Annotated in this window: 28 protein-coding genes and 1 tRNA gene; 8 read left to right on the top strand and 21 right to left on the bottom strand. The window is 59.1% G+C overall.

What is annotated here, in order from left to right; translation table 11 throughout:
• Nucleotides 1–30: 30 nt before the first annotated feature.
• The 3 genes from ATI02_RS28350 to ATI02_RS28340 form a co-directional block, all read right to left on the bottom strand.
• Nucleotides 31–1314: a DSD1 family PLP-dependent enzyme gene (locus tag ATI02_RS28350; RefSeq protein WP_100848003.1), complete on the bottom strand. Its 1284-nt coding sequence runs from the start codon at nt 1312–1314 to the stop codon at nt 31–33.
• A complete protein-coding gene (locus ATI02_RS28345; protein ID WP_167394925.1) occupies nt 1314–2642 on the bottom strand; it encodes a D-arabinono-1,4-lactone oxidase in 1329 nt (442 codons plus the stop codon). Before ATI02_RS28345 ends, ATI02_RS28350 begins: the two co-directional genes overlap by 1 nt.
• A 76-nt stretch (nt 2643–2718) precedes the next feature.
• Nucleotides 2719–3072 (bottom strand): c-type cytochrome, encoded by a 354-nt coding sequence (locus ATI02_RS28340; protein WP_100848001.1) that lies wholly within the window; start codon nt 3070–3072, stop codon nt 2719–2721.
• Nucleotides 3073–3446: 374 nt separating this feature from the next.
• Between ATI02_RS28340 and ATI02_RS28335 the strand changes: the two genes are divergently transcribed.
• The 3 genes from ATI02_RS28335 to ATI02_RS28325 all read left to right on the top strand — a co-directional run bounded on the left by ATI02_RS28335 (nt 3447) and on the right by ATI02_RS28325 (nt 8139).
• Nucleotides 3447–5072, top strand: coding sequence for an NADP-dependent glyceraldehyde-3-phosphate dehydrogenase (locus tag ATI02_RS28335; protein WP_100848000.1), 1626 nt, complete (start codon nt 3447–3449; stop codon nt 5070–5072).
• Nucleotides 5073–5121: 49 nt separating this feature from the next.
• Nucleotides 5122–6159: an FUSC family protein gene (locus ATI02_RS28330; protein WP_192886598.1), complete on the top strand. Its 1038-nt coding sequence runs from the start codon at nt 5122–5124 to the stop codon at nt 6157–6159.
• 78 nt (nt 6160–6237) lie between these two features.
• Nucleotides 6238–8139: an acyltransferase family protein gene (locus ATI02_RS28325; RefSeq protein ID WP_100847999.1), complete on the top strand. Its 1902-nt coding sequence runs from the start codon at nt 6238–6240 to the stop codon at nt 8137–8139.
• On the opposite strand, the gene ATI02_RS28320 is transcribed toward ATI02_RS28325, so the two are convergent.
• Nucleotides 8136–9035: a DMT family transporter gene (locus tag ATI02_RS28320; RefSeq protein WP_100847998.1), complete on the bottom strand. Its 900-nt coding sequence runs from the start codon at nt 9033–9035 to the stop codon at nt 8136–8138. The two genes, ATI02_RS28325 and ATI02_RS28320, sit on opposite strands and share 4 nt — an antisense overlap.
• A 138-nt stretch (nt 9036–9173) precedes the next feature.
• Between ATI02_RS28320 and ATI02_RS28315 the strand changes: the two genes are divergently transcribed.
• A complete protein-coding gene (locus ATI02_RS28315) occupies nt 9174–9611 on the top strand; it encodes an Lrp/AsnC family transcriptional regulator (RefSeq protein ID WP_095189963.1) in 438 nt (145 codons plus the stop codon).
• A gap of 57 nt (nt 9612–9668) precedes the next feature.
• Nucleotides 9669–9995: a YceK/YidQ family lipoprotein gene (locus tag ATI02_RS28310; protein ID WP_100847997.1), complete on the top strand. Its 327-nt coding sequence runs from the start codon at nt 9669–9671 to the stop codon at nt 9993–9995.
• Between the two features lie 61 nt (nt 9996–10056).
• Here ATI02_RS28310 and ATI02_RS28305 read toward each other — a convergent pair whose 3' ends face one another.
• Nucleotides 10057–10728: a Bax inhibitor-1/YccA family protein gene (locus ATI02_RS28305; protein WP_007915443.1), complete on the bottom strand. Its 672-nt coding sequence runs from the start codon at nt 10726–10728 to the stop codon at nt 10057–10059.
• Nucleotides 10729–10850: 122 nt separating this feature from the next.
• On the opposite strand from ATI02_RS28305, the gene ATI02_RS28300 reads away from it, so the two are divergent.
• From ATI02_RS28300 to ATI02_RS28290, 3 genes are all read left to right on the top strand, one after another.
• Nucleotides 10851–10938: transfer RNA gene (locus tag ATI02_RS28300), tRNA-Ser, on the top strand.
• A gap of 199 nt (nt 10939–11137) precedes the next feature.
• Complete coding sequence (locus ATI02_RS28295) at nt 11138–11347, top strand: hypothetical protein (RefSeq protein WP_034156506.1); 210 nt, start codon at nt 11138–11140, stop codon at nt 11345–11347.
• A 481-nt stretch (nt 11348–11828) separates the two neighbouring features.
• Nucleotides 11829–12047, top strand: a complete 219-nt coding sequence (locus ATI02_RS28290; RefSeq protein ID WP_100847996.1) for a hypothetical protein — start codon at nt 11829–11831, stop codon at nt 12045–12047.
• A 125-nt stretch (nt 12048–12172) separates the two neighbouring features.
• On the opposite strand, the gene ATI02_RS28285 is transcribed toward ATI02_RS28290, so the two are convergent.
• The 16 genes from ATI02_RS28285 to ATI02_RS28210 form a co-directional block, all read right to left on the bottom strand.
• A complete protein-coding gene (locus tag ATI02_RS28285) occupies nt 12173–12904 on the bottom strand; it encodes a hypothetical protein (RefSeq protein WP_100847995.1) in 732 nt (243 codons plus the stop codon).
• 426 nt (nt 12905–13330) lie between these two features.
• The gene (locus ATI02_RS28280) at nt 13331–13873 is read right to left on the bottom strand and encodes a lysis system spanin subunit (protein WP_100847994.1); all 543 of its coding nucleotides are present in this window, start codon (nt 13871–13873) and stop codon (nt 13331–13333) included.
• The gene (locus ATI02_RS28275) at nt 13855–14418 is read right to left on the bottom strand and encodes a glycoside hydrolase family 19 protein (RefSeq protein ID WP_100847993.1); all 564 of its coding nucleotides are present in this window, start codon (nt 14416–14418) and stop codon (nt 13855–13857) included. The genes ATI02_RS28280 and ATI02_RS28275 overlap by 19 nt, the downstream gene beginning before the upstream one ends.
• Nucleotides 14419–14468: 50 nt before the next feature.
• The gene (locus tag ATI02_RS28270; RefSeq protein ID WP_100847992.1) at nt 14469–15518 is read right to left on the bottom strand and encodes a phage late control D family protein; all 1050 of its coding nucleotides are present in this window, start codon (nt 15516–15518) and stop codon (nt 14469–14471) included.
• Between the two features lie 91 nt (nt 15519–15609).
• Entirely contained in the window at nt 15610–15816 is a 207-nt protein-coding gene (locus ATI02_RS28265) for a tail protein X (protein WP_100847413.1), read from the bottom strand.
• The gene (locus ATI02_RS28260; protein ID WP_100847991.1) at nt 15791–16636 is read right to left on the bottom strand and encodes a phage tail protein; all 846 of its coding nucleotides are present in this window, start codon (nt 16634–16636) and stop codon (nt 15791–15793) included. The genes ATI02_RS28265 and ATI02_RS28260 overlap by 26 nt, the downstream gene beginning before the upstream one ends.
• A 9-nt stretch (nt 16637–16645) precedes the next feature.
• The gene (locus ATI02_RS28255) at nt 16646–19264 is read right to left on the bottom strand and encodes a phage tail tape measure protein (RefSeq protein WP_100847990.1); all 2619 of its coding nucleotides are present in this window, start codon (nt 19262–19264) and stop codon (nt 16646–16648) included.
• Between the two features lie 150 nt (nt 19265–19414).
• Nucleotides 19415–20014, bottom strand: a complete 600-nt coding sequence (locus ATI02_RS33155) for a phage tail assembly protein (protein WP_100847989.1) — start codon at nt 20012–20014, stop codon at nt 19415–19417.
• Between the two features lie 13 nt (nt 20015–20027).
• Nucleotides 20028–20531 carry a phage major tail tube protein gene (locus ATI02_RS28245; RefSeq protein WP_073473004.1) on the bottom strand — a complete coding sequence of 168 codons (504 nt, stop codon included), beginning with the start codon at nt 20529–20531 and terminating at the stop codon, nt 20028–20030.
• Nucleotides 20532–20544: 13 nt separating this feature from the next.
• A complete protein-coding gene (locus ATI02_RS28240; protein WP_100847988.1) occupies nt 20545–21711 on the bottom strand; it encodes a phage tail sheath subtilisin-like domain-containing protein in 1167 nt (388 codons plus the stop codon).
• A 103-nt stretch (nt 21712–21814) separates the two neighbouring features.
• A complete protein-coding gene (locus ATI02_RS28235; RefSeq protein WP_100847987.1) occupies nt 21815–22243 on the bottom strand; it encodes a tail fiber assembly protein in 429 nt (142 codons plus the stop codon).
• Nucleotides 22244–22253: 10 nt separating this feature from the next.
• Nucleotides 22254–23822, bottom strand: coding sequence for a phage tail-collar fiber domain-containing protein (locus tag ATI02_RS28230; protein WP_238156286.1), 1569 nt, complete (start codon nt 23820–23822; stop codon nt 22254–22256).
• Entirely contained in the window at nt 23815–24423 is a 609-nt protein-coding gene (locus ATI02_RS28225) for a phage tail protein I (RefSeq protein ID WP_095189973.1), read from the bottom strand. The genes ATI02_RS28230 and ATI02_RS28225 overlap by 8 nt, the downstream gene beginning before the upstream one ends.
• A gap of 1 nt (nt 24424) precedes the next feature.
• Complete coding sequence (locus ATI02_RS28220) at nt 24425–25312, bottom strand: baseplate assembly protein (RefSeq protein ID WP_095189974.1); 888 nt, start codon at nt 25310–25312, stop codon at nt 24425–24427.
• Nucleotides 25309–25635 (bottom strand): GPW/gp25 family protein, encoded by a 327-nt coding sequence (locus ATI02_RS28215; protein ID WP_095189975.1) that lies wholly within the window; start codon nt 25633–25635, stop codon nt 25309–25311. The genes ATI02_RS28220 and ATI02_RS28215 overlap by 4 nt, the downstream gene beginning before the upstream one ends.
• Before the next feature lie 5 nt (nt 25636–25640).
• Nucleotides 25641–25892, bottom strand: coding sequence for a hypothetical protein (locus ATI02_RS28210; RefSeq protein ID WP_095189976.1), 252 nt, complete (start codon nt 25890–25892; stop codon nt 25641–25643).
• Nucleotides 25893–25902: the final 10 nt, after the last annotated feature.

Below are 25902 nucleotides of genomic sequence, written 5' to 3'. Positions count from 1 at the left end.
TCCCACAGGGAGATTTACGGTGGGTTGGGGTCAGGTATAGACCGGCCAGGTATCGACGATCTTGCCGCCACGCACCGCCAGCAAATCACCGAATTGCAGCAGCACCGCTTCGGTCTGGGTCGGGCGCAGGAAGACCTGATCTTCCACGGTCAGGCCCACATTTTTCGAGCCATTGACCATCTCCTGATTCGAGCTACGGCCATACACCCCGTTGCTCTGCAACCCCGACGGCGATTCGAACTCCGCCATCCAGTTGCCGCCGTAGATGAAAAACGTCTGGCGCTGATTTTGATCCCACCAGGAAAACAGTTTCGACTTGTCATCCAGCGCCGGGATGTTCACCGCGCCCGTGCTCTTCAACACCGGCGTGGCGATGTAGGCTGCCGGCACGTGCTCGACCAGCGACGGCAAATCATAGTGAGTCGGCTTGAGCATCGCCGTGCCCACCGAGACTTCCGTGCTCAGCTGTTCGTTTTCATGAATGCGATAACTCGGGCTGCCGGCGGTGTTCAGGCACAGGCCGTCGTGCCACAACGCCGGGAACTGCTGCCGGGTGAAATCAACGCAGCGCTGATAAATCACCATGACCTTGGCAAACAGCTCTTCGGGCGAACCCAGAATCCCCGGTACGCCCATGCCCACGAACGGGTCGTAGCCCATGAACCCGGCAAACTCCAGATGCTGCGGGTTGGCGTTGATCAACGTGAGCATCTGCCCTAGCGCTTCAACGTCACTCACGCCGCCACGATGCAGGCCCACATCCAGTTCAATGTTGATGCGCATCCGCGTGCCCAACCCCTTAGCCAGCGCGAGGTATTGCTGCAACCGTTCAGGGCCGTCGAGCAGCCATTGCAGTTGCTTTGCCGGATCAAACGGGCCTTTGTGGCTTTCGTAGAACAGCTCTGCCGAACGCACCGGCAGCGGCTTGCCGAGCAGGATGTCCGACTGTGAAAACACTTGTGCATCGTGATTGAGAAAAGGCTGATGGAACGACATCAACTTCTGCGTCCCGGCACGTTGCGCGATGTAGCTCAACAACCCCGGCGACGGTAGAGACTTCTCTACCAGCCGCAACTGCTTGGCGCTGCGCTTCACCGATTGCATCACCACATCGATGTTGTGATCGAGGCGATCCAGGTCGATCAGCAGCACCGGGCGCATCGGGCCTTTTTCCTTCAGTTCCCGGTTCAGCGCGCGGAAGTATTCGTTATACGGCGCGCCGCGATCACCCGGCCTTAGCCATGCGCCAACGCCCACCAATACAGCGCCGACACCCAACGTGCCGAGGAGGAAATTACGTCGGTTGACCGCCATCAGTTCACCCCCAGAATCGACGACAGATGCGCATTGAGAAACCGTCCACTGGGGTCCAGCGCCTGGCGCACATCGATAAATTCGCGCCAGCGCGGGTACAGCGGTTGCAGGGTTCGCGCATTCAGCGTGTGCAACTTGCCCCAGTGCGGCCGCCCGTTGTACTTCCAGAAGATTGGCTCGACGGCGGCGAAGAAGTTGTGATGATCCATCTGATAATGCTGATGCACCGAGATCGAACAGCTATCGCGACCCTCGAACATGCTCAGCGGAATATCGTCAGCCTTGACGTAGCGGTACTCGATGGGAAACCAGGTGCGCAGGTCCTTATCCTGAATCAGCTTGAGAATCTCGCGCAGGCAGGCCGGGCCGTGCTCGGCGGGCACTGAATACTCCATTTCGTTGAAACGCACCGTGCGCACGTTGGCGTAGATGTCGAACGAGTCGCCCACCCGCTCATCGAAGCTCGCCAGATGGCGCAGGCTGTTGAGCAGCGTGCGGCGCAGCTCGGGAAAGTCGCTGCCGTACTTGTCGATCTTTTCGATCAGGGTGACGAACTCGTTGCCGCCCTCCTCTTCGGGGCTGATCGGCGGCGTGGCCGGGTCGTCGGTTTCGTTGAGGGCGATGGACAAGGCGTAGTCGGAATGGGTGACGACGAGCATTTCCCAGTGCTGGTTTTCGCGGGTGTTGTTATCGAGGTCTTCCAGCAACGCTTCGGTCTTGGCGATCCATTGGCGTTCGCGCAGGCGATAGGCCGGGCGGTTTTGCAGGCGGATCTTTGTCGCCACGCCAAGCGCACCCAGGGAGACGCGAGCGGCGTTGAACACCTCGGCATGGCGCTGGCTGTCGCAGTCGAGCACGTCGCCATTGGCGGTCACCAGTTGCATGCCGCAGACATGGGCCGAGTAGGACTGGAAGTTTTTGCCGGTGCCATGGGTCGAGGTGGCAATCGCCCCGGCGAGGGTCTGGTAATCGATATCCGCCATGTTTTGCAGGGCCTGGCCGACATCTTTGAGCGGCACGCCCATGCGCGACATCGGTGTGCCAGCGGCGAATGCGGCTTGCAGGGTTTTCGCGTCGTGGTCGAGCAGACCGCTGAAATAGCTCAGGGATAACAGCGTGCCGTCGGTGGGCACCAAAGCGCTGAAGGAATGCGCCGAACCGACCGGGCGAATCTTGCCCTGGGCCTGGCGAATCACCGTCGTCAGTTCATCCAGATTTTTCGGCGCCAGCCGCGCTGCTGGCAGGCAACTTTGTCCGCCCGACCAGTTGCGCCAGGGAATCAGCCGTGGCGCGCGCATCAATTGACCCAGGGCCGGGTTGCTCGCCAATGCGCTGAACGCGCCGATGATGCTCGCCCGTTGCAACAACTGACGCCGTGTCAGATCCATCGTCATGCGTGCACCCTTATTGTGGGAGAGGCTGGTCGGCCATAAAGCCGATCAATTGCAGGAACTGGTCTTGCGAACACTCGACGCACTGGCCCATCGGCGGCATGCCGTTGTAACCGTTGATGGCGTGGTCGAGTAGCGTATCGGCGCCCTGCTGAATGCGCGGCGCCCAGGCTTTGCGGTCACCGGTCAGCGGCGCGTTGGCGGCGGGATTGGCGTGGCAGAGTTGGCAGCTGTTGGTGTAGATCTGCGCCAGTGCCGGATCGGACGGTGTGGCGTTGGCAGCTGTTGTCGGCGCTTGGGTTTCGTCGCCACAGCCGGGTAGCGCCACGGCCAGCGCCAGCAACATAGTGAATCGGATTGCCCGCATAACGATCCTCGCGTGGGGATGGCGCTTATTGTGGTGAGCACACCTTAAGACAGCCGCACCAGACGGCTGAGGGCTTTGCCGGACAGTGAGGGGGGCATACGAGGCCAGCCGAACAATTCCGAACCTCCACAATTCAACTGTGGGAGGGGGCTTGCTCCCGAAGGCGGTGTGCCAGCCAAAAATGGACTTGCTGACCCTCCGTCTTCGGGAGCAAGCCCCCTCCCACAATGAGATTCATGTCACTCCTGCTGCTCTGCTCTGCACCTTTGCGTGACATTCGGGTGACATTTGCGGGTTTAAATTCCGGCGCATTCAGGCGTATAACCTGTACAGACTTTTTGATTTACACGCGGACATCAACACGGGGTAGCGACATGACCACAGCAAACATCCTTGGCAATCTGTTCCCTTCTGTCAGCGACATCCCGGAAAAGTACCGTCTCGACGGCCAGATCGAACAACGCGAATATCTGGTCGACGGCCAGTTGCGCCGCTGGGACGGCCCGCTCGCCACCGTGCGCAGCCCTGTCTATCTGCACAGCGACAACGGCGACGAACAAGTGATCCTCGGCAGCACGCCGCTGCTCGACGCCGACACCGCCCTCACCGCCCTCGATGCCGCCGTCCGCGCTTATGACCGTGGCCAGGGCCTGTGGCCGACCATGCGTGTGGCCGAGCGTATCCAGCACGTCGAAGCGTTCCTTGGCCGCATGCGCCAGCAGCGCGATGCGGTGGTCAAGTTGCTGATGTGGGAGATCGGCAAAAATCTCAAGGACTCGGAAAAAGAGTTCGATCGCACCTGCGACTACATCGTCGACACCATCAATGCCCTCAAAGAACTCGACCGCCGCTCCAGCCGTTTCGAACTGGAACAGGACACCCTCGGGCAGATCCGCCGCGTGCCGCTCGGCGTGGCACTGTGCATGGGGCCTTACAACTATCCGCTGAACGAGACGTTCACCACGCTGATCCCGGCGCTGATCATGGGCAACACCGTGGTGTTCAAACCGGCCAAGCTCGGCGTGTTGCTGATTCGTCCATTGCTTGAAGCGTTCCGCGACAGCTTCCCGACCGGTGTGATCAACGTGATCTACGGCAGCGGCCGCGAAACCGTCAGCGCACTGATGGCCAGCGGCAAGATCGACATCTTTGCATTCATCGGCACCAACAAGGCCGCCAGCGACCTGAAGAAGTTGCACCCCAAACCGCACCGCTTGCGTGCCGCATTGGGCCTGGACGCGAAGAACCCGGGTATCGTCCTGCCGGAAGTCGATCTGGACAACGCCGTCAGCGAAGCCGTCACCGGCTCGCTGTCGTTCAACGGCCAACGCTGCACCGCGCTGAAAATCCTCTTCGTGCATGAGGATGTGGTTGATAGCTTCATCGAAAAATTCAACGCCAGACTGGCCACGCTGAAACCGGGCATGCCATGGGACAGCGGTGTGTCGCTGACGCCGCTGCCGGAGTCAGGCAAGGTCGACTATCTGCATGGGCTGGTGGCCGATGCGCGCAGCAAGGGCGCTGAGGTGATCAACCCCAATGGCGGTGAATCGCGCGAATCGTTCTTTTATCCGGCGGTGCTGTACCCGGTGAATCCGCAGATGCGCGTGTATCAGGAAGAGCAGTTTGGCCCAGTGGTGCCGATCGTGCCGTACCGCCACCTCGATACCGTGATCGACTATGTGCTGGAGTCTGACTTCGGCCAGCAGTTGAGCATCTTCGGCACCAACCCGGTAGCTGTCGGCCGCCTCGTCGACACCTTTGCCAACCAGGTCGGGCGGATCAACCTCAATGCCCAGTGCCAGCGCGGCCCGGACACGTATCCGTTCAACGGTCGCAAGAACTCCGCTGAGGGCACGCTGTCGGTACACGATGCATTGCGGGTGTTTTCGATCCGCACCCTGGTGGCGACCAAATTCCAGGACAGCAACAAGGATCTGATCAGCGAGATCATTCGCGGGCGCGATTCGAGCTTCCTGACCACCGATTACATTTTCTGACGAGGGCCTTGCACTGAGTACGTTCAGCACCCACCGACTGCCACCGCTGTTGCGCCGAATCCTGCGTCCGCTGCTGGACCCGTACCGGCGCTACCGCCACGCCCGATTGATCCATGCGGTGCGGGTGGCATTGGGGTTGCTGGCAACGATTGTGCTGACCACCGGCATCAACCTGCCCCACGGCGAGTGGGCGTCGGTGACCATGCTGGTGGTGATCGGCGGTTTGCAGCATCACGGCAACATCGGCAAGAAAGCCGCCGAACGCGCCACCGGCACGCTGATTGGCGCGGGCGTCGGTCTGGTGCTGGTGGCGCAGCAGGCGTTGCTCGGCATGCCGTGGCTGACCTACTTCGCCATGGCCGTGGTTTGCGGCTTCTTTTCCTATCACGCCATCGGCAAGGGCGGTTATACCGCCCTGCTCGCCGGCATCACCGTGTTCATTGTCGCCGGGCATGGCGACAACCCGATCACTGACGGTTTGTGGCGCGGAGTCGATATCCTGATTGGCATCGCCCTGGCTCTGGCGTTTTCCTTCGCCTTGCCGCTGTACGCGGTGTATTCGTGGCGCTACAACCTGGCGGACGCCCTGCGCGACTGCGCCACGTTGTATGGACGGATCATCAGCGGCGAAGCGATCAGCGCCGATGAGCATTTGAAGTTGATGGGGCGAGTCTCCACGGTGATGGTGCAACTGCGCTCGCTGATGCCGTCGGTGTCCAAGGAAGTGAAGATTTCCATGACGGAACTGGATGCGATTCAACGCAACTTGCGCATGTGCGTCAGCACGCTGGAGATCCTCGGCAACACTCGCCCGAATGCCAGCGACCGCGAAGCCATGGCCCATCTGCAGTCGGCGTTGAAGGCCGAGCACCGATTGATTCGCGTGCAACTGATCGGCATGGCGCGGGCCTTGAAATCCGGTGCTTCCAAGCGGTTGGAGCGGCCTCTGGAGTTGGCCGACGCCAGCCTTGATGCACCGGTCTATAACGCGCTGGACGGTTACCGATTGCTGACCCGGCAACTGGCGGCCAATATCGGCGAAATGCGCCAGCGCCTGGCCAAGTCGGCGCCGCGCTGGAACATCTGAGCAGTAAAAAATCCATGTAACAAAGCCGACATGATCACTACAATGCGGCCCACAACGGATGTGGACATGGATGCATAAATGCTGTTCAGGAAGAATATCAACGCGTTACGCGCGCTCGCCGTGCTCTCGGTGGTGCTGTTTCATTTCAAGATCCCGGGTTTCGGCGGCGGATTTGCCGGCGTTGACGTATTTTTCGTCATTTCCGGTTTTCTGATGACCGGCCTCATCTTCAACGGCCTGCAACAACAGCGCTTTTCCCTGCCAGGTTTCTACGCGTCGCGGGCCAGACGGATCATTCCGGCGCTGCTGACCCTGTGCATCGTGCTGCTCATGTTCGGCTATGTGTACCTGCCGCTGGAAGACTTCCGCGAGACGATCAGAACCCTCAAAAGCAGCTTGCTGTTCAGCTCCAACTTCACCTTCGCCAAAGACGGCAACTACTTCGACGCCCCCCTGCACGAAAACTGGTTGTTGCACACCTGGTCACTGTCGGTCGAGTGGCAGTTCTATTTGCTCTATCCCGTGCTGATCATGGGCTTCTACAAATTCCTGGGTGCGCAAAAAACCCGGGTTGCCCTGATAGCGCTGGCCTTGTTGTCGTTCGCTGCCTCGGTGGTGCTGAGCAAGACTCATCCGGTCTTCGCCTTCTACATGCTGCCCACTCGCGCTTGGGAAATGATCGCCGGCGGGATGGTTTTTCTGTATCCGCTGCGTCTGGGCAGCCGCAACGGCTCGATCTGCGAGGGTTTGGGTCTGCTGGCGATTTTCACCAGTGTGCTGTGTTTCTCGCAGGATGATCTGTGGCCGGGTTATCTCGCACTGCTGCCGGTCCTCGGTACGATGCTGGTGATTTACGGCAATACGCAGTCGGTGTTCAGCCGCAATCACACGATGCAATTTATCGGCAGTATTTCTTACTCGGTTTACCTGTGGCACTGGCCGCTGGTGGTGCTCTTGTATCTGTGCGGTCTGTTGAGCAGTTGGCCTCATGTGCTGGGCGCGATCGTGCTTTCGTTGGTGCTCGGGGCCCTCTCGTACTACCTTATCGAATCGAGAGTCAGCAAAGTCACGACGGCGCCGCGGACACTGCTCAAATTTGCTTCGTGGACCGTGGCCGTCATCGGGCTGTCCGCCCTATCGGCCTCGCTGGTGAAGAAATACCCCGACGCCCGCCTCGCCTTCGTCGATCTTGGGCAACCGGAGTACACCAGCAAGCTCTATCCACAAGAGTGCTACCCCAATGCCTACGCAGCGGCGGACTGCAAATTGGGGACGGGTGATGTTTCGGTGATTCTGTTTGGCGACAGCCACGCCCAGTCTACGGCGGCGGCGGTGCAAATCGATAACCCGCAAGCCGCGTTGTCCTGGTCGCTTGGCGGTTGCCCGGCTTTGCAAAACTTCGCCATGCGCGACAAGGATCTGGAGAGCAAATGCCGCGCGTTCAACCACGAAAAGCTGCAAGTGCTGAAAGACTCGTTCCAGGAAGTGCCGGTGGTGCTGTTCAGTCGCGCAGCGCTGTATGCCGACCCGAGCAGAAACAACCCTTGGCGCATTCACTTCCCTGACAGCCCGCTGGTTGGCGAATCGGCGTTTATCGATGCTTACATCACCGAGTACGCCAATACCGTCTGCGCGATCGCTGAAAATCATCCGGTGTATATCGTCAAGCCAATTCCGGAAATGCCGTTCAGCGTCTATAAAGGCCTGAACTTGAACCAGCGCCTGTTCCAGCAGACGGCAGACATTTCGATTTCGCTGCTCGATTACGGGAAGCGCAACAGGATCGCCAACTACACCATTGAAACGGTCGCCCGGCGCTGCAACGCTTCAGTGATCGACCCGACGCCGTACCTGTGCCCGAACGGCAACTGCATGGGTTCCAGGGACGGTGTACCGCTGTACTTCGATGACAATCATCTGGTCGATGCGGGTAACCAGCAGCTCAAAGGTCTGTTCAAAGGCCTGATCAAGCCCATCTAGGGCCGCGCCGCTACAGCGGCCCGCGCCTTCAAACCCCAGCCCTGTTGCATCCCGGCGGTGGCCAGCAGGATCGCCGCCACGCCAACCCATTGCAGGGTTTCGAGGCGATGGCCGAAGGCGAACCAGTCAACGAAGATCGCGGCAATCGGGTAGATGAATGACAGCGCGCCGGTCAGTGCCGTCGGCAGTTTCTGAATGGCACCGTAGAGCAACACGTACATCAGGCCGGTATGCACGATGCCCAATGTCAGCAGGCTGAACCAGGCACTCTGCGCCTGCGGCATCGCGTGAAAGTGCGCGAACGGCGCGAGCAGCAGCACCCCGGTGCAGACCTGAACCAGTGCGATCAGGTGCGGCGGCGTACCGGTCAGACGCTTGATGATCAGCGCAGCGATGGCATACAGAAGCGCCGCGCCCAGTGCCAGAGCGATCCCCTGCAAGTAGTCGCCGCCACCCTCGCCTTGCCCGCCATGGGCACTGACAATCGCCAGCATGCCGAGAAAGGAAATCACCAGCCAGAACAGCTTCTGCAGGGTGATTTTCTCGCCAAGAAACAGCGCCGCCAAACCGACCAGCATGAACGGCTGGACGTTGTACACCGCGGTGCCGATGGCAATCGAAGCCCGTGAATACGAGGCGAACAACAGTACCCAGTTGCCGACAATGGCCACCCCGCTGAGCACCGCCAACAGGAACGTCGTGCGGGTCAGAATGCCCGGACGCAGAAAGCCGAATGCTGCGCAAATCAGCAGCAACGTCCCGGCGCCGAACACACAGCGCCAGAACACCACATCGAGCACCGGTTGCCCGGAGACCAGCACAAACCAGCCGATCGTCCCGGATATCAACATGGCGGCAGTCATTTCAAACGAGCCGCGACGCAGGGTCTTGTCCATCATCATTCTCCTGAACTTGTGACAAAAGTATGCCCAGTGCAGGCTGCATGCCTCCAGCGCAAAAAGCAGGCTAAACTCGATTTCTGCCTTTTTTATCGCGGGTGACTTCCGCCAATCGCCTAATACTGGAGTTGCCCCATGACCGACGATATCGACCAGATTCTCATCAGTGCGCTGATGGAAGACTCACGCCGCTCGCTCAAGGCACTGGCGCAACTCAGCGGCCTGTCTTCGCCAAGCGTGGCCGAGCGTTTGCGTCGTCTCGAAGAGCGCGGGGTGCTCAAGGGCTACACCGTCGAGATCGACCCGAAATGCTTCGGCTATCAGTTACAGGCTATCGTCCGGATACGGCCGCTGCCGGGGCGTTTGCAAGAGGTCGAGCGGCAGATCCTGTCGATCCCCGAGTTCACCGAGTGCGACAAGGTGACCGGTGAAGACTGCTTCATCGCACGCTTGCATGTGCGCTCGATGGAACAACTCGACACCCTGCTCGACCGCCTCAATACGCTGGCCGAGACCAATACGGCGATCGTCAAGAAGACCCCGGTCAAGCGCCGGTTGCCGCCGATGGCATAAGTGCTTTTTCTGCACGTTCGGCGTAGATTGAGGTTTTTCCGGCGAAGGATTGACGGTATGAAAACTCAGGCAATGCTGCTGGCGGCCCTGGCGCTTGCCGGTTGCGGGACAGTGCAGACCGTCATGCAGAGTGATGAGGCGGCGGCGAAGATCCTCAGGGAGGAGAAAACCTACTGCGGTGCCGTCCCGCGGATCTACAGCGGCGTGACTTTCGACTTTTGCATGATGCACGCAGAATTGCGCGACGGTGTGGATGCCTTTGAATACAACAACGCGAATTTCGGCATGCTGGTCGATGCCGCCGCCTCCGGGGTGCTCGATACCCTTCTACTGCCGTATACGATCTATAAACAGCATGCTGATGGCAGCATCATCGTCAATTGATCATCTCGCAGACAACAAAAAACCCGCCTAAGCGGGTTTTTTGTTGTTTCCCTGACTGTAATCAGTCGTCGCGGCTCATGATGCCGAAGATCTGCAACAAGCTGATGAACAGGTTGTAGATCGATACATACAGGCTGATGGTCGCCATGATGTAGTTACGTTCGCCGCCATGAATGATGGCGCTGGTCTGGAACAGAATGCAGACCGACGAGAACAGCACGAAACCTGCGCTGATCGCCAGTTGCAGACCGCTGACCTGGAAGAAGAAGCTCGCCAGCGTTGCACCCAGCAACACGAAGAAACCGGCGGTGATGAAACCACCGAGGAAGCTCATGTCCTTGCGGGTGATCAGCACGTAGGCCGAAAGACCACCGAACACCAGCGCGGTCATCGCGAACGCCGAGCTGACCACTTCCGCGCCGCCCTGCATGCCCAGGTAACGGTTGAGGATCGGGCCGAGCAGGAAACCCATGAAACCGGTCAGCGCAAAAGCGGACACCAGGCCCCACGCGGAATCACGGAGTTTGTTGGTGAGGAAGAACAGCCCGTAGAAGCCGATCAGCACCACGAAAATGTTCGGGTAGCCAACACGCATCTGCTGAGCGACGAAAGCCATGACGCCGCTGAATGCGAGGGTCAGAGCCAGTAGGCCATAAGTGTTGCGCAGGACGCGGCTAACCTCTAGCTGCTCAGCCTGCACGCTGTTATTAACTGCGTAATCCTGTTCGCGCATGGCGACACTCCTGTTGGTTTGAAACGTTCAGTCGCAAAGATCATAACAGACGCTCTGTAACAAGCCATGCAGAGAGTTTGACAGTGTGTTTCATTCAGGTATTATGGCGCCCGCAACGCAACGGAGGTGTGGCCGAGTGGTTTAAGGCAACGGTCTTGAAAACCGTCGACTGTAACAGGTCCATGAGTTCGAATCCCATCGCCTCCGCCATATTTGTACCCACAAAGCCCTGATTATTCAGGGCTTTGTCGTTTCTGGGATCTGAGATTTGTGCGGCGTTTTCCGAAGCGTTACAAAACTTTTTGCAACGCGTTACAAAACTCGCCATCTCCGGCGTCCTGCCGATCGTTAAAAAACTCTTCATGTAACACGGTGCTACGCTGGTTCTTTGGCTACCAAGGAAACCAAAATGCCCAACTCAGACCTGCTCCCTTCCCTGCTCTTCAAGATCAACGAAAACCAACTCGCCCTCGAAGCCGCCATCATGGAGCTATCGAATTGGGTTGAGCAGCGAGGGTCGGCCGATGTCGCTGAGAACGTCCGGGGCGCCCTCTGGGCAATAGACAAGAACGAGGAATTCATCAAGATGACGCTTGCGGTTTTGATGACACCCGAGTGACCGTTATCGGCCCAGAGTGTGTAAAAACGCTTCGCCAAAATTGAAGTGTCCGCGTCTACGTTAAATCTGAAATTTATCGGCACGTCTGCAGATGTGGATTTCGCATAGAAACGCGATTTCCAGTGCGGTTTTGAGCACCTGAAGCGCTCAAAAACGTTTTTACACAGCCTCGGCCGAAAGCGGCCGATAATGTAAAGCAGATAGCAATGGAGCGAGCTGGGCGTTCACTTGGAGGTGGGCAACAGGCCCTTAAAGGTAGCGATTTCGAGTCTCTCCTTCACCGCCAAATTCTAAAAACGCAATCCCCTTATTTTTCTAGAGAAAGTCGGGGGTTTGTGGTTTTTGACGTTTGTAGAATGGCAACATGGGACAGATGCGGCATTTTAGGGCGGAAATAGCCCTCAATAAATGATTGCTTGGGCTAATCTGTCCTGGCGGGACGAATGAGGCTTTACGAACCTTTCGCTGAAGGATGATCCACATGCTAAGTAATTCAGACGGCAACATCGCCACTGCTGATGCGTTGACGTTGCTCTTGCACAACCAGCATGCTCTCGGTGCGGCGATTGAAGAGATTACCAACTGGATTTCAGGGGCTGGTGCAGACAATGTTGCTGGTAACGCAATTGCAGCTCTGGAAACTTTGGACACGAATGCAAAAGCGATTACGGATGCGATTATGCGGTTACGGAGTTGTTAGCGAGTCGCGTCAAGGCACCAACCGTGCCGACTTTAATTGTCCGACAATAATCTAGATTTAAAAACGAACACGGGAAACTAAAAAGAGCCGCGCCCTGCGCGGCTCTACTCTTCGTCTGCTATAGATTATAGGGATTGTAATGAAATGCTGGCGCTCGTTGAGTCTTGCTGGCTATCTGCATCCATCCAGACCCATTGAGTACCGTCGCCCTGCAAGTTATTACTGATGTTTTGAATCTGAGTGGCAACAATGGTCACTGCCCCTTTTTCCGAAGCAGTAGGTCCAATGTTAGTGACTTGCCCGACCAGTAAGCCATTTGACGTTTCATTCACAACAAATACGGTTGCAGCGGCTTCGCGGAACTGGCACGAAATGAACTGTGTGATTTTGCTAACAATTGTCAGATTCATCCATTTCGAAGGCGGCACGGAATAGTAGCGATTATATTTGTTAAACGGGTACTGCTCCCCGTTAGCCTGCAACGAGTTGTTATTTAGTCCGCTCGTATTCGTTGGCATGCTGGTACTGCCCAACCACACCTCAACCTGTGCAATGCCGCTGTTACTAGGCAACGAAACTGAGATTGTCTGAGTGTCAGTGCCGGAAACGAATCCCAGCGATGCCAAGCCGGCATTGGCGGTGGTACCGGGGACAGTGATGGTTGCAGGAGGCTGGCTATTGCTCCATACAACATTTACGGCTGCATTGTTATCGCTGCCGGCGGAATTATAAATGAAAATTCCGTAAATCTGCCCCGGACGCAACGTCGTGCAAGTGGCCGTATCACCTGCATTTAAAGTGATCCGTTGACCGCCGTTCCAGTTAATTTGTGATGCCGCAATAGCGAAGCTTTCCATGGAGTAGTCCTTTAATAGTTTATGGCATGAGTTGGTGCGCAAGATATCCATACTTCCATTGCGCGTTACGAGAATAGATCCGATATAGGAAAGTGCTTCCAATTTTTTAGAGTTATTGGCTATTAAAGGGTGATGGCTAAAAGCCTTTTTATTTTTCGACCGTAAGTTATTGGTCTTCCGTTATTTAGCGCCCGAGAATGCGGCTTGTTTCGCTCTTAATCGTCAAGCGCTTAGAAATAAGCTAACTATGGTCACAGCAGGGTGGGTGTAGACATAAAAAGCAAGATCTTTACTGTACGGATAAACAGGTTCTAGGCTCGCCACGATTTGTGCACGGAGCAAGAGCCTTGGCTGGACTTGCAGGGACTATCTGCAGGGACGGCGGTCGATCCGGATGTTGACGCATCTGGACCGGCCGCCCTTTTTTTACTTCGGTGTTGAGACTTCTTTCGCGTATGCCTGACAGGCGGCGAGTGCAATCAGTCCTCGGTCGCCGTAATCGGTGATGCCGACAATTCGTTGAGCATGCGCTGGGTCAAGTTCGGCTCTTGTGGGGCCATGAACCACGCTGCCGGTGGCGGTGGAGGCTGACAGCGATCCGTTGCCGGCGCCGGTGGTGGCATCGAGTAGGACTGACAGGCGCAGATCAGCAGTGGCAAGACGGTCGCGCAGGCGACCTTGATCACGTTGGACATCACTCAAGGCTCGATAATGGGTTTGTTCACTGGTTGCCAGGCGCTGCTCGAGCGCAAGGCGCTTGTCCTGTTCGGCACGCTGCTGCGCAATCGTGGCCTGGGTCAACTTGTTGAGGGTTTCGGTGTGGAGTCGGGCCTGCTCTGCGAGCTGTTTGCCGTAACGCCAATCCTGTACTTGCCAGGTAATGGACGCAGAACCACCGACCAAGACGACCAGCAGCACTCCTTTTACCAACAGCAGATACGGCGCCGGGATCAGTTCGCCGAAACGCATAGCACCGCCCTCGCCCGCCCCCACAACTCCAGCCGATCCTGCAGGCCATTGAGGCCGCCGTTGATCCTGCGGGTGATTGTGTTGAATTCATTTTGATCGGCCAGCGCGTTCAGCCCGTTCACGGACCAGAACCATGCGGCCGACTCGGCGGCCCACTGCGGCAGCTCCAGCAGTTCAGGCGTGCGCAGCAATCGCTCGTCACCGAACAGCGCCAAGCTGCAGCGTAGGTAGTTGTCGTGGCCAGTGACCTGGATCAGGCCGCGACCGCGATAGCGCTGGCCATCACCATCCGCTGCCGGCGTGTTGCCCAGTTTTGCAGCAAGGTTACCGGTGTCGTATTTGCTCAGGTACTGGTCGCCGCCCAGTTCCCGAACGTACTGCAACTGGCCCGACTCGTGACCGACTTGCGCCAGAAACGCAGCTTGGCGTTTCGGCGTGTTGATCTGACGGTGGACCATGGCCGCATTGAGGGCGGATACAAAAACGCCCGCTTGGCGGCGGGCGTTGGGCATGATGCTTTGCAGCTGTTGTTCAGTGATGGACATTACAAACTCCAGACATAAAAAAAACGCACTCAGACGGCGATGGGATGCGGCTATTGCTTCTCGATGTTCACCACCTTGAGCGGTGGCTTAGCCTCTTTCTTTTTCTTGCCCTTGGATTTACCAGCTTTGCCGGCATTGCATTCGACGGTCGTCGACCAGCCGGATTGGGTGAACACCTGCTCCACCGAGTCCGCCAGATATTCACCGTCGAGCCCTTCCTTGAAGCCCTGGGCGAGAATCGGCCGCTCGGCAAAGATGTCCGTCCTGCCGGGCATCTCAAGCCGCACATCGGCCGTCGAGCGATTGAACGCTGACAGACGGGCCTTGGCGGCCGCCTCGGCGGCGGTCTTGTTCGGGTAGATATGGCGATCGGTATGCACCGCCGGCAGACCGTCCGGGGAGTCATCGTTGTCGATGGTGACCACCTCCAGCTTGCCGTCCTTCTTGTTCTGGTGCTTGGTCGCAACCGCCTTGTGGGAGTTGCGATCGCCTAGGCTGAATTGCCAGCGGCTGAGGTCGCGACGGGTCAGGGTTACAGCGCCAAACGCCTTACCGCTGGCCGTCTGGCCACCTTGGCGCGGCATCACCAATAGTTTGCCGTCGGCAACCTTGGCCGTGCAGTCGTACTGTTTGGCCAGCCGGGTGATGAAATTAAAATCGGACTCATTGAGCTGATCCACCCGCGCGACTTTGGTCGACACCGGACACACCGATTGCCAGCCATTGCGCGCGGCAATGTCGGCCACGATCTTCGACAGCGGCACGTTTTCCCAGCTTCCGCTACGGATGGTTTTGCCACTGCCACGCATGTCGCTGGCCTTGCCCTTGATCACGATGGTGTCCGGCGGGCCTGATACCTCGACGGTGTCCACGGTGTAGCTGCCCATGCGCGCCAAGGTCGTTTCGGCATAGCCCAGGTAAATCTCGATAGCGCTGCCACGCCGTGGTAATTGCACCTGACCATCACGGTCGTCGATACGCAACTCAAACTCGTCGGACTCCATGCCCGGCTTGTCAGAGGTACGCAGTAACAACAGCCGATCATTGATCTTGGCCGTGACATCGGCCCCATCGGCGACAATGCGAAACATCGGAGTCATGGATTTTTTCCAATAAAAAACCCGCACAAGGCGGGCCAGAAAACAAGGTGTCGTTACGCGTAACGCGGCACCGCGCCGGCGACGGCAGAGGTCAATCCCACAAGCTGACGCCTTCACTGGTTGGGCTGGGCAAATCCGGCAGGACGATAATCACGCCCAGCCGGAATGGTTGAGGCTCATCAGCCAACCCCTGATTGGCATCGAGCACGGCCTCGACGCTGCCATTCAGATGGCCGTAAACGTTGTTGCAAATGACATCGAGCATGTCTCCATCAGACGTCCTGCATGTCGTCGCCATAGCGCTCAAACTCCAAAGTGAAACCCTGCTTACGAGCAATCCCGCCGTGCAGCAGCGCGGACTGTTCCTCATTGATGTTTTTCAGGCACCACGTCCCGATCACCTCGCCATAGCCCGTGGTCAGGGTCAGCGGTTGAAGCCTGGCCCCGATGGAACGCAGCGTGTCGAGCTGCTTTAAACCGCCCTTGAAGCCCGGGTAGATCGTGCCCTTGAGCGTCAACTTTTCATCGCCCATACCGATGGCCTGCTTCGCCGGCCTACGCGTCAAGCGCTCCTGCGAAGCCCAGCGGAATTCGGTCGAACGGCTCAGCTCGTCGAAAGCTGCCGTGTCCAGGTTGAAGTAATACGGCTCAATCTTGGGATCGCGCGGCTGAATGATCATCAGGTGCGGGAACGGCTTCACCGCCTCCGGCGCCGGCGTGGCATCCACGGCAAAGGAACTGGTGGGCACGATGTTGGCCAGCGCCGGGCTGACTTTGCCGGCGACGTTGTTGATCGCCGTGGCCGCCTTGCCCGCCTGTTCCTTCAATGTGCCCAGCCGATCCTGCACTTCAGCCGCCGCCCGGGTGGCGCGGCCGTACACCGCTACCACCTGACCGACCTTGGCCTGAGCCGCGTCGACGCCACGCATCACTCGCTGAAGTTTGGCGCCGATGGCCGGACCAACAAACGGGATGTTTTCCAGTTCGGATGCGGCGCCGGTCAGTTCGCGGATCGCGCCATTGACCGGGGACAGCATGCCATCCGCGCTACGCCGCCCGGTTTCAGCCGCATCCACCAGATACTTCAGACTTGATTGCATACTCTCCATATAAGCCATGAGACCTCCTTACACATGGGGTTCGTCGTACAGCTTGGCGGCGTTAGTCTTCGCCGCGTCCGCCATCATTCGCTGCATGTGCGGCATGAGATCCTGCGCCAGGCGTTGAGGGTCTTTCACATCCCCCTCTACCGTGACCGGCATGCTCAGCGAATACTCAAACTTTTGATCCACCTTGGCCGGTTCCGGCTTCGCCGGCTCCTTGGGCTGGATAGCCAGCGCCGCCGACTTGAGCGGCGCCGTCACCGCCATCGAGCGCGCGACATCCCCCAGCGCCGGTCCTTGCTGGCCCGCTGAAGCCATCATAAGCGGCGTGGCTGGAGCCGGCGCCTTTGCCATTTGTTCGGGCTTTTCATCCTCGCCACCGAACAACGACTTACCCAACGACCCGCCCAGCGCCGCACCGCCCTGACTGCCCAGGTAAGCACCGATCATGCCGCCGATCGCGGTGCCGATGATCGGCACAACCGAACCAATGGCGGCGCCTGCTGCTGCACCGGCCATGGTGCCGGCCAGGTTGCCAGCGGCCGCACCGTAGCCCTCGGCTTTTTCGTCCTTGGTCTTGGCGTTTTGAAAGGTTTCAAAAGCCATCGCGCCGGATTCCAGCAGCGTTCCGCCAGGTATGACCTTGGCCGCCTTGCCGACCTTACCGACGGTTCCTGCGACGACGCCGAGCTTGGACAATGCCCCACTTTGAACGGAAGGGACTGATGGCGATGGGATCGAAACAGGGGGACGAGGCACAGACGGGCGAGGCCCCCTCGAACTCGGCAACGACCGGCGCCGAGCGCTGCGCCTTGACCCACGTCCACATCGGCGCGATTCGCCCGACACATCCACACCGCCACCCATGGCGCCGGCATTGACGACGAAAACCTTCTTGACGCCGTCGTTACCTGAACCACTTTCTGCACCAAGGCCACCGCCTGTTGCCGCTTCCTTCACCCGCGAAACAACATCTAGGCCAGTCGCTACCAGATCAAGTTCTCCGGGGTCCTTATTTGGGGCTTCGCTCCCATTCCTGCCACCGCGCGCCCCACGCGCAAGGTTTAGCAGCCCCTTGCTGATCTTGATCGTGTTGAAGATACCTTTTAAGGCGATCAGCCCCGCCCCGACCGTGGCGATACCGGCAACCACCCCGGGCGCGCTATCCGTCAGCGACGTGATGCCTTTAGTAACCTTGGTCAACGACTCTGCGACGACGTCTGTCACAGGTCGCAGGGCATCGCCGATGCTGCGCATGGCGTCATCCATCGACTGGGCCATCTCCGCCCATTTCTGCGATGACGACTCGCGCCGCTCGGCGAGGTTCTTGTCGAGGATCCCGGTCGCTTCGCGCGAATCGTTTTTGAGCTGGCTGTACAGCGCCTTGTTCTGCATGTAGGCCGACAGCGCCGCCTTGACCTGCATGTCGGCGAACAGATCACCGGTGCGCAAGGATTCTTCCAGCGAGGCCATCATGGCCTTGGCCTTTTCTGGATTGGCTTCCTTGCTGATTTTTGACATCGCTTCGGCCATGGCCGCCGCGCGCTTAGGATCGGTCGCCTGAATGTATTTCTGAGCCAGCGCCATGCTGGTCTCAAGCGTCGACATACCGTTTTGCAAACCGGTCTGCATCGATCCCTTGTAATCAATCCCGGCTTTTTCGTAAGCCTTGACCGTATCGGTCGAACCGATTTTGCCCATCCAGTTTTTCAGGTTGTTGGCCGCTTCGTCCGAGCTGCCAGCCTGCTTCATCTGCACCTGCAGCATCGCGCCCAATTGCGTCACCGCATCCAAGCCAGTGATGCCGTTGCTGGCCATGTTGGCCAACAGCTCCGGAAACCACTTGGCCATGTCGGCCGCTTCAAAGCTGCCCGCCTGCCCTTGGTAAGCGATCGCCTCCAGCGCCTGCTGCATCTGCTTGGGGTCGGCGATCTTGGCGTTCTGCCCCAGGGCATTGATCATTTTGGCCGTGTCGACGCCGCTAGATCCCTGCCCCACGACAAACTTGGCCGCGACAGGCGCGTACTCCAGCGCCTTGCTCAGATCCATACCGGCGCCGACCAACTGATTGACCACGTCGGCCACATCGTTGCGCGCCATGCCGGTGTCGCGTGAAGTGTCGATGATCTTGCGCGACATCTCCTGCTCTTGCGGCTTGTTGGCAATGCCGGCCTTGATCGCGATGTCTCGCACAATGGCGCCAAAATCAGCGCTGACCTTGGCCGGTACCGCCATGGCACCGACACCGACGACCGCAGCACCGACGGCGCCCTTCATGCCCTTTACGCCAGAATCGATCTGCTGATGACCCTTGGCTTTCAGCTCGGCTTTGTTGGCCGTCTGCCCCATCGAGCGATAGGCTTTTTCCAGCCGGCCGACCTCGACCCCCTGCTTTTTCAGGCTGTCGAGGTTCGAGTTCAAACGGCTGAGTAATTTGGACGCACCGGCAGCGCCGGTGTCGTGAGCCTTTTTCCATTCTTCGCGCAGGCGGATGGTGTCGCCAATCGTGCGCTGCAGCACGCGCGCTTTGTTGCCTTCAGCCTCAAGGCGCTTGATGCGCCCGGTCACGTCCTTGAACGCGGCACCGACCGTGGAACTGACGGCGCCGCCGATCACCAGCCCGAGGGCGAGTTTGTTTGCCATGTCATGGCCCTCATGTGCCCAGCACTACCGATGGCGGCTCAATCCGTGAGCCACCACACCATTTCCGCAAACGGCATCGACTGGATCTCGGCGGCGGAAAATCCGGTTTCCGCCGCCAGACGTTTCGCCGCCGACTTGATAACGCTGGGGTTAAAGCCCGTCGTCGTTGTCCATGCGAAAATAGCCGGCCTGCAAGCGGTTAAAATCCACCAGCTTCAGCCCCTCCAGATCCGCGACAGGCGCACCGGACAACGCAGCAAACAACACCAGCTCGCGCTGCTCATCGTCGCCACCCACCTCACGGTTAGCGGCACGCACGTCGCCCACGGTCGGCGAACGCAAGGCCAGCTTGTCGACGGTCACGCCGTTGATCTCGCTCGGGCACGACAGCGTCACCAGCACCTGGTCGGTGGTCAGTGACAACCACGCCGGCATCGAGTCCGAATAATCAGTTTTCGGTACCAGGTGCGAATACGCCGTTTGTACGCGGCGATAATCCGTCAGCTTGAGGCCTTCCAGATCCTTCAGTCCGACTTCGGCGAGACCTGCGAACAGCATCAGTTCGCGCTGTTCGTCGTCGCCGTTGGCAGCACGATCAGCCGCGCGCACTTCACGCACGGTCGGGTTGCGCAGGTTCAACGTCTCGACGTCGATGCTATTGGCTTGGCTTGGGCGGGTCAGCGTTACGACGGCACCGACTGAACTGAGCGACAGCCAGGCCGGCAGGTTTTTAGCGATTGCTTGAGTCATCTGAATCTATTCCTTACAGGCCGAGTGCCTGGCGCACTTCGAGCAGTTGGTCTTTGCCGTCGATCACCTGAATGCCGGCAACCATGTCGATCTCGTACATCAGGCGCCCGTCGATTTCGAGCTTGTAGTAGGTGACCGCAACGGCGTGTTTGATCTCGGCAGCATCACCGGCTTTCCAGTCACCGAGATCGACCTCTTTGAGGCGACCGCGCAGGGTGGCAACGACCGCTGTCACCGCGCCCTTTTGGCCCTTAAAAGCACCTCGGAACGTCGCGTTAAACGCCGTGCCATCAGCCAGGCCGAAGTATTTAAGCGACTCACGACGCACGCCTTTGGTGACAAACGAGGCTTCCATTTTCTCAAGCCCCTGATCCATCTCGATGGGGCCGGCCATGCCGCCCCCTCGATACTCGTCAGTCTTGGTGGTCAGCTTGGGCAGCGTCAGGCTCGGCACGTCGCCGGAGAAGTTCACGCCGTCGACGAACAGGTTGGTGTTGTACAAAGTCTGAGGAATCATTGGCTACGCCCCCTTAGGCTGCTTCAAGCACTTCGGTCATCCACTGATCGGTGACTTCGAAAAGGAAATTCGGGTTTTCTGCCGGCGGCACGTCGGTGAAACGGATACGCCAGTACACCTTGCCCTGGGCAATCTGGCTGGCCGTGTTCAGTTCGGTGTCGGGGAACACTTCAAAGTTGATGATTGCGCCCTGGGCTTTCAGGTCGCGCATGAACGCATCCAGACCGTTGGTGACATCGGTCACGTAGGTCTTGGTGATCGAACGGTCGACGGCCCACTTGTGCCCGGCCTGCACCGCGTCCATGAGGATGAACAGCGTGCGAACGCGGGTAACGAATGCCCACTTCGGATCGCTCGACAGCGTTCGGTTACCCCACAGGCGGTAACCGTCGTCGCGAATGATCGTGGTGATATTGGCGTTATTGAGCAGGTTGGCCCGGCAGGTCTCGTCGCCGTCCAAGTACTCGACAGCGCGGCCGGTGCCGGTGATGCCAGTCAATTCCTTGTTCGATGGCGATGCCCAGAAACCGTATTCAGCATCCGTCCAGGCAAACAGGCCTGCCGCCCAAGCCGAGCCAGGCGCGTCGACCGTGGTGCTGGTGACGGTGTCCCAGTACTTCACGCCCGGGTCGACCATGAACAAGTTGCGACTGCCGAAGTTTTCGGCGTAGGCAATAGCAGCCTCGTCGGTCGTACCCGGGCCGTCGATGATGCCGATGGCGCGCAGTTTCTGTGCCACGCTGTCGATGGCCGTAGCCACCGCCTGCGTCGCCGTATGGCCCGGCGCGATCAACAACCGCGGCTGTGCGTTGAACAGGCTTTTACCGTCGAGCAGCGCCTGCAGGCCGGTACGCTGACCCGAGAGCAGTTCGCCGCCGATGATCGCCGAGGTTTGCAGCGCTGCGTCTTCCAGCTTGGGTACGCCGATGGCGACGATCACCGCCTTGGCTTTGACGTAGATCGCCTTACAGGCCTTGGTGATTGCCGAGTCAGGGCCAAAGGCTGCAATGGCTTCGCGCTCGGTGGTGATCAACTTCAGCTCGCCGGCCTTGGCCGTCCCGCCGCCAAGAATGCCCGGGGTGAAGGTGTCGCAAAGACCGATGATCGAAGACGACGGCAGCGAGATGGTGCGCGCTCCCGTCTTGACTTCAGTGGTCGTGACGCCGTGAAAGAAACTCATAAAGTCCAATCTCCAGAAACGAAAAAGCCCCGCATAAGCGAGGCTGTGAGGGTGTTCGTGTTACGCGTAACGGAAAAGAAAACGCCCCGTCAGTGCGGGGCGTTTATTGGGTCTGACCGGCCAGCCAAGAAGGCACTACCGGACGGTGATCGACAAGCGGGAACTCTTCACCCTCCGGCCAGTTTCGAAGCGCACGGCGGAACGCTTGCAGTTCGGCGTATTGCTCAGCACTAAGGGTTGTTGCACTGCCGTCCTCGTGTTCGTCCCTGTGACGGATCACCAGGTTGTCGGTTTGCATCAACTGAGCGTCACGCCAAGCCCGCTCGATCCCCTCAAGGGTTTCGGCGGTTGGCGGCGGCGGATCAATCAATATCGGCAACCCCTCAGCGTCATGACTGCGAACTTTCCCATCTACTCGGCAAGCAATCACCGACAAATAGCGCTCCTCAGTAATAGGGATCGCATCGTCGGGGATCATCGCGTGAACTCCCTTTAGGTAGGTGCTGCCCGTGGTCGGACTGTAATAGCGCATGCCAACTCCTTTATTTGCCGATGGCCAGCCAAGAAACACCCCGACTTCCCTGGACGTTCCCCGACGAACTCGACGTGACAACCTTTAAAAATATCTGTGAATTACTCACCACAGCCGACTCAACCCATGCAGAACCGCCCGATGCGCCATCAACGCCCGTCTGTCCCGTGCCCCACACACCGAAGCATTTAGCGGCGGGCCAAGCCATGGGAAGCGGAACAGTCGCAGTGCCGTTAACGCTCAAGCCACCCAATTGGATAACGAGCCCTCCCAACCACGACGGGAACGCCAAGTAGCCGTTGGCTGTGAAGCTCGACAAGAAGCCTGCTCGTAGCTTTTTTGGCGTAACGATCGTGGCGTCATCAACGCCGGCATCCGTCAGCGCCTGCGTGGCGATCTTGGCCGTGCCGAGCTTGATTTCCGTGGCCTGCGCCGCCAATGCCGCGAGCGCAGCAATGTCGATGTTTCCCTGATTGATCGGCGCGTTCCACGCCTTGACGCACCACATCACCGCTACGCTGCGCGGACGAGTTTCAGTTCCGCCAGTTGCGGCGGTGGCTGCCATCTGCACCCCCTGACCCGCATACGTGACATTGCCGCCCGTCCCCATAGTGCCCTGCGAGTTCGGAAACTCATTCGACATAAAGCCCGCTCTGGTGGCCGCATGAGTGTGAGACTTGAACGAGTCATCAGCCCAACTGCCGATCGCTCGGCCTGGATCAACCCCGCGCCCATGATCCCAGCCGCGCAGGAACTCGCCGCGTGATTCCGGCAGGCGGAAATTGCCGGCCCCTTCATCGCCCTTGTTGAACGCCGTGCCGAGGAATGCCGCCAGATCGGGATAGACGGCAATGCTCTTGACGCTGCCGTCCAGCTCCAGAAAGCCGGGCGCGATCTTGTCCAGCGGAAAGGATACCGTTGCGCCGACCGGCAGCGCCGAGGCCTGGGCAATCATCGCCTCGATTTCGGTCTTGGTGTAAGTGTCCTTGATGCCCATCCCGGCGAGTGTTTCCGGGTTATCACCAGAGACGAAAATCCCGCGATCATTGACCTTGACGCGAGTGTATTGGCCTGCCGCTTTGTTCTTCGGCAGCACTTCAAGAATCGCCGCGTCGACGTAGGCCCGCGAGGCCAGAACAACCGCCGGATCGATCTTGAGCTGAATATTTCCGGTGCTGGTGACGACGAAATTAATCCGCACGATTTGCGTGCGGCCCGAACCCTGCGACAGCAACGGCTTGAAGCTCGGCGCGCAGTTGGCCACCGCCACCAGATCACCGTCCGCATCGTATAGGCCGATTTCGCGAATCCACTTACCGCCCTCATCGGCCGGAATAATCTGTTCAGCAATGATCACTGCCGGGTTGACCGGATCGATCTTCAGTTGATTCAGCGGCTTTCGGCGCCACTCGCTGATCAGCTTTGTCTGTGTCACGCTCGGGATCGGCTCGGTGCCATTGGCATCCCCCACGCCCATCTGGGTGATCAGCCAGGGAATGCCGAGCGCGTCGGCGTTCGCCTGCTTGGCCATCCCCACGTCCGTGAGGATCGCGAAAAACTGCGAATTCGCATCAATCATAATAAACGTCCAGGGTGTCTATGGTGTGTTCGCGACCGACCACGCCGAAGCTGCCGGTGACCTCGATGTCACGCATAACGGGCGGGTAAACGTCGATTTCGTCGCCCTCGTAGAGGGACACGGCGATGTTTAAATTGCCTTGGGTTTCCAGGCTGATCGCCAGCCCGGTCAGGTGCCGGGTGACGGGCTTGGCGTCGTCGATCAGGCGCTCTAGCTCCTGATACATTTCCTCAGTGATGCCGGTATCGAGAACGCCGACCTTCAACGCGAAGGTGCCCGGCACGCCCTCCGGCACCGTCTGGAACCACTCGACAATCTCAATCAGATAGCCCAGCGGCTCGACCACCCGGCGCAGCGCGCCGATGGTGCCCTTGTGCTTGTGGATGTAATACGACGCCTTGATAGCGGCGCGCTTGGTGGCTTCAGTCCAGCGGTAATCCCAGCGATCCACCGACCACGCCCAGGCCAGATGCGGCAGCAGATGCACCGGACAGGTATCGGCGTTGTAGAGGTCGCGTAGTGGGACAATCGTTTTCTCGAAAAAACCGGCCTCCATGGCCCGTTCCAGTTGCGTGCTGTTGATCGGCAGAAAGCTCTTCATGTCAGCCCGCCATCGTCACGGTGTAGCCCACGCAGTACGCCGCCTGCTCTTTCGTCGGGGCCAGATCCACCCAGTCGGGCAACTCCACCCGGGAAACGCCGGCAACGTGCAATTGAGCGTCGACCGCAGAACGTGCGACCTCCACGCCCAGGCGCTTGCGGGGATTGATCCACGCCGCTAGCCGGGCTTTGGCTTCCGCCAAACTGGCATCCATTTCGGGGCCGGCGCCGGCCATGTGCAGAATGGCGTCAATGCGGTAATCAATGATTTCCGCACTCTTGACCGTGACCCGATCACCGACCGGACGCACGTCGTCGTCGTTTAGCTCAGCCCGCACCGTAGCCAACAACTCAGGACTGGCCACACCGCGCCCATCACCCTCAGAACTCAGCACCGTTACCGTAACGTAACAAGGCTCCGGGCTTTCGGCTGACGCATCCGCCACCAGCCCCGAAGCATTGCGCGCGTGCAGGATGTAGCTGTTACGCGGGCCGGCCGTGGTCAGGCCTTCATAGGCCAACTGGATGCGCTCGCGAAACGGGTCGTCTTCTTCCTTGACCTCGGGCACCGGTGGCACGGCTTGCAGATCCGCCGCCTGAATCACCAGGCGCTTCAAATTGACGTTGGCCCCGAGGTGATCGAGGTCGCCTCGAATGGCGTACGCCAGCAGCAGACCCTTGCCGGCGTCGTTGACCCGGGCGCGGTTTCCGACCTTGATATAGGCGCCCGTCTCCAGAACTTTGACCACCGGATCACTCTCCAACGAGGCTGTCCAGTTGTCGCCCATGTATCCGCGAAAGACCCCTAGCGTGTCTTGATAGGTGTCCTCGAAGTCGAGCGGCTCCAGCACGGTCGGCGCCGGCAACGCCGACAGATCCACGATATTCATACGGCCACCTCTAGCGTGACGCTGTCGCCCAGGTACTGACCGACGATTTTCAGATTGATTTGCCCGCCGATCACCGAAACGACGCTCACCCGATCCAGCTTCAAACGCGGCTCCCAGCGGCCCAGCGCGCGAGCGACTTCAGCCTGCACGGCGCTGATCCACCCCTTGTTAACAGGCAAGTCGATAAATCGCCGGAGCTTGCTGCCGTACTCGGGCCGGTGCCGCCGACTACCCAGCGGCGTGCCCAGAATGTCGGAAATCGACTGGCGCAAGTGAGCGATGCCGGAAATGGGTTGGCCGGTGTGGCGATCCATTCCGATCATCTATGTCACTCCAGCGGTTCCAGTTCGGGATGCGTCTTCAGGAAGCTGACCGCCTGCTCATCGGACGCCGACACCTCGACCACATGCTTCGCCACTGCCAGCGTGCGATCCGTTCCTGGGATGCACAGGGTGCGTGAGGTGTAGAGCTTGTCGCGAAACTTCAGCAGCAGATCCGGCGCTCGCAGGAGAGCGGTAGCGGGCTGTCGAGTTAATGGCAGCGATTGCTCCTCGACAGACTGGTCATTGATCTTGGCCATGTATTTTCTC

Source organism: Pseudomonas baetica, from assembly GCF_002813455.1.
Classification (GTDB): Bacteria; Pseudomonadota; Gammaproteobacteria; order Pseudomonadales; family Pseudomonadaceae; genus Aquipseudomonas; species Aquipseudomonas baetica.
This window is presented reverse-complemented; position numbering and strand designations above follow the sequence as displayed.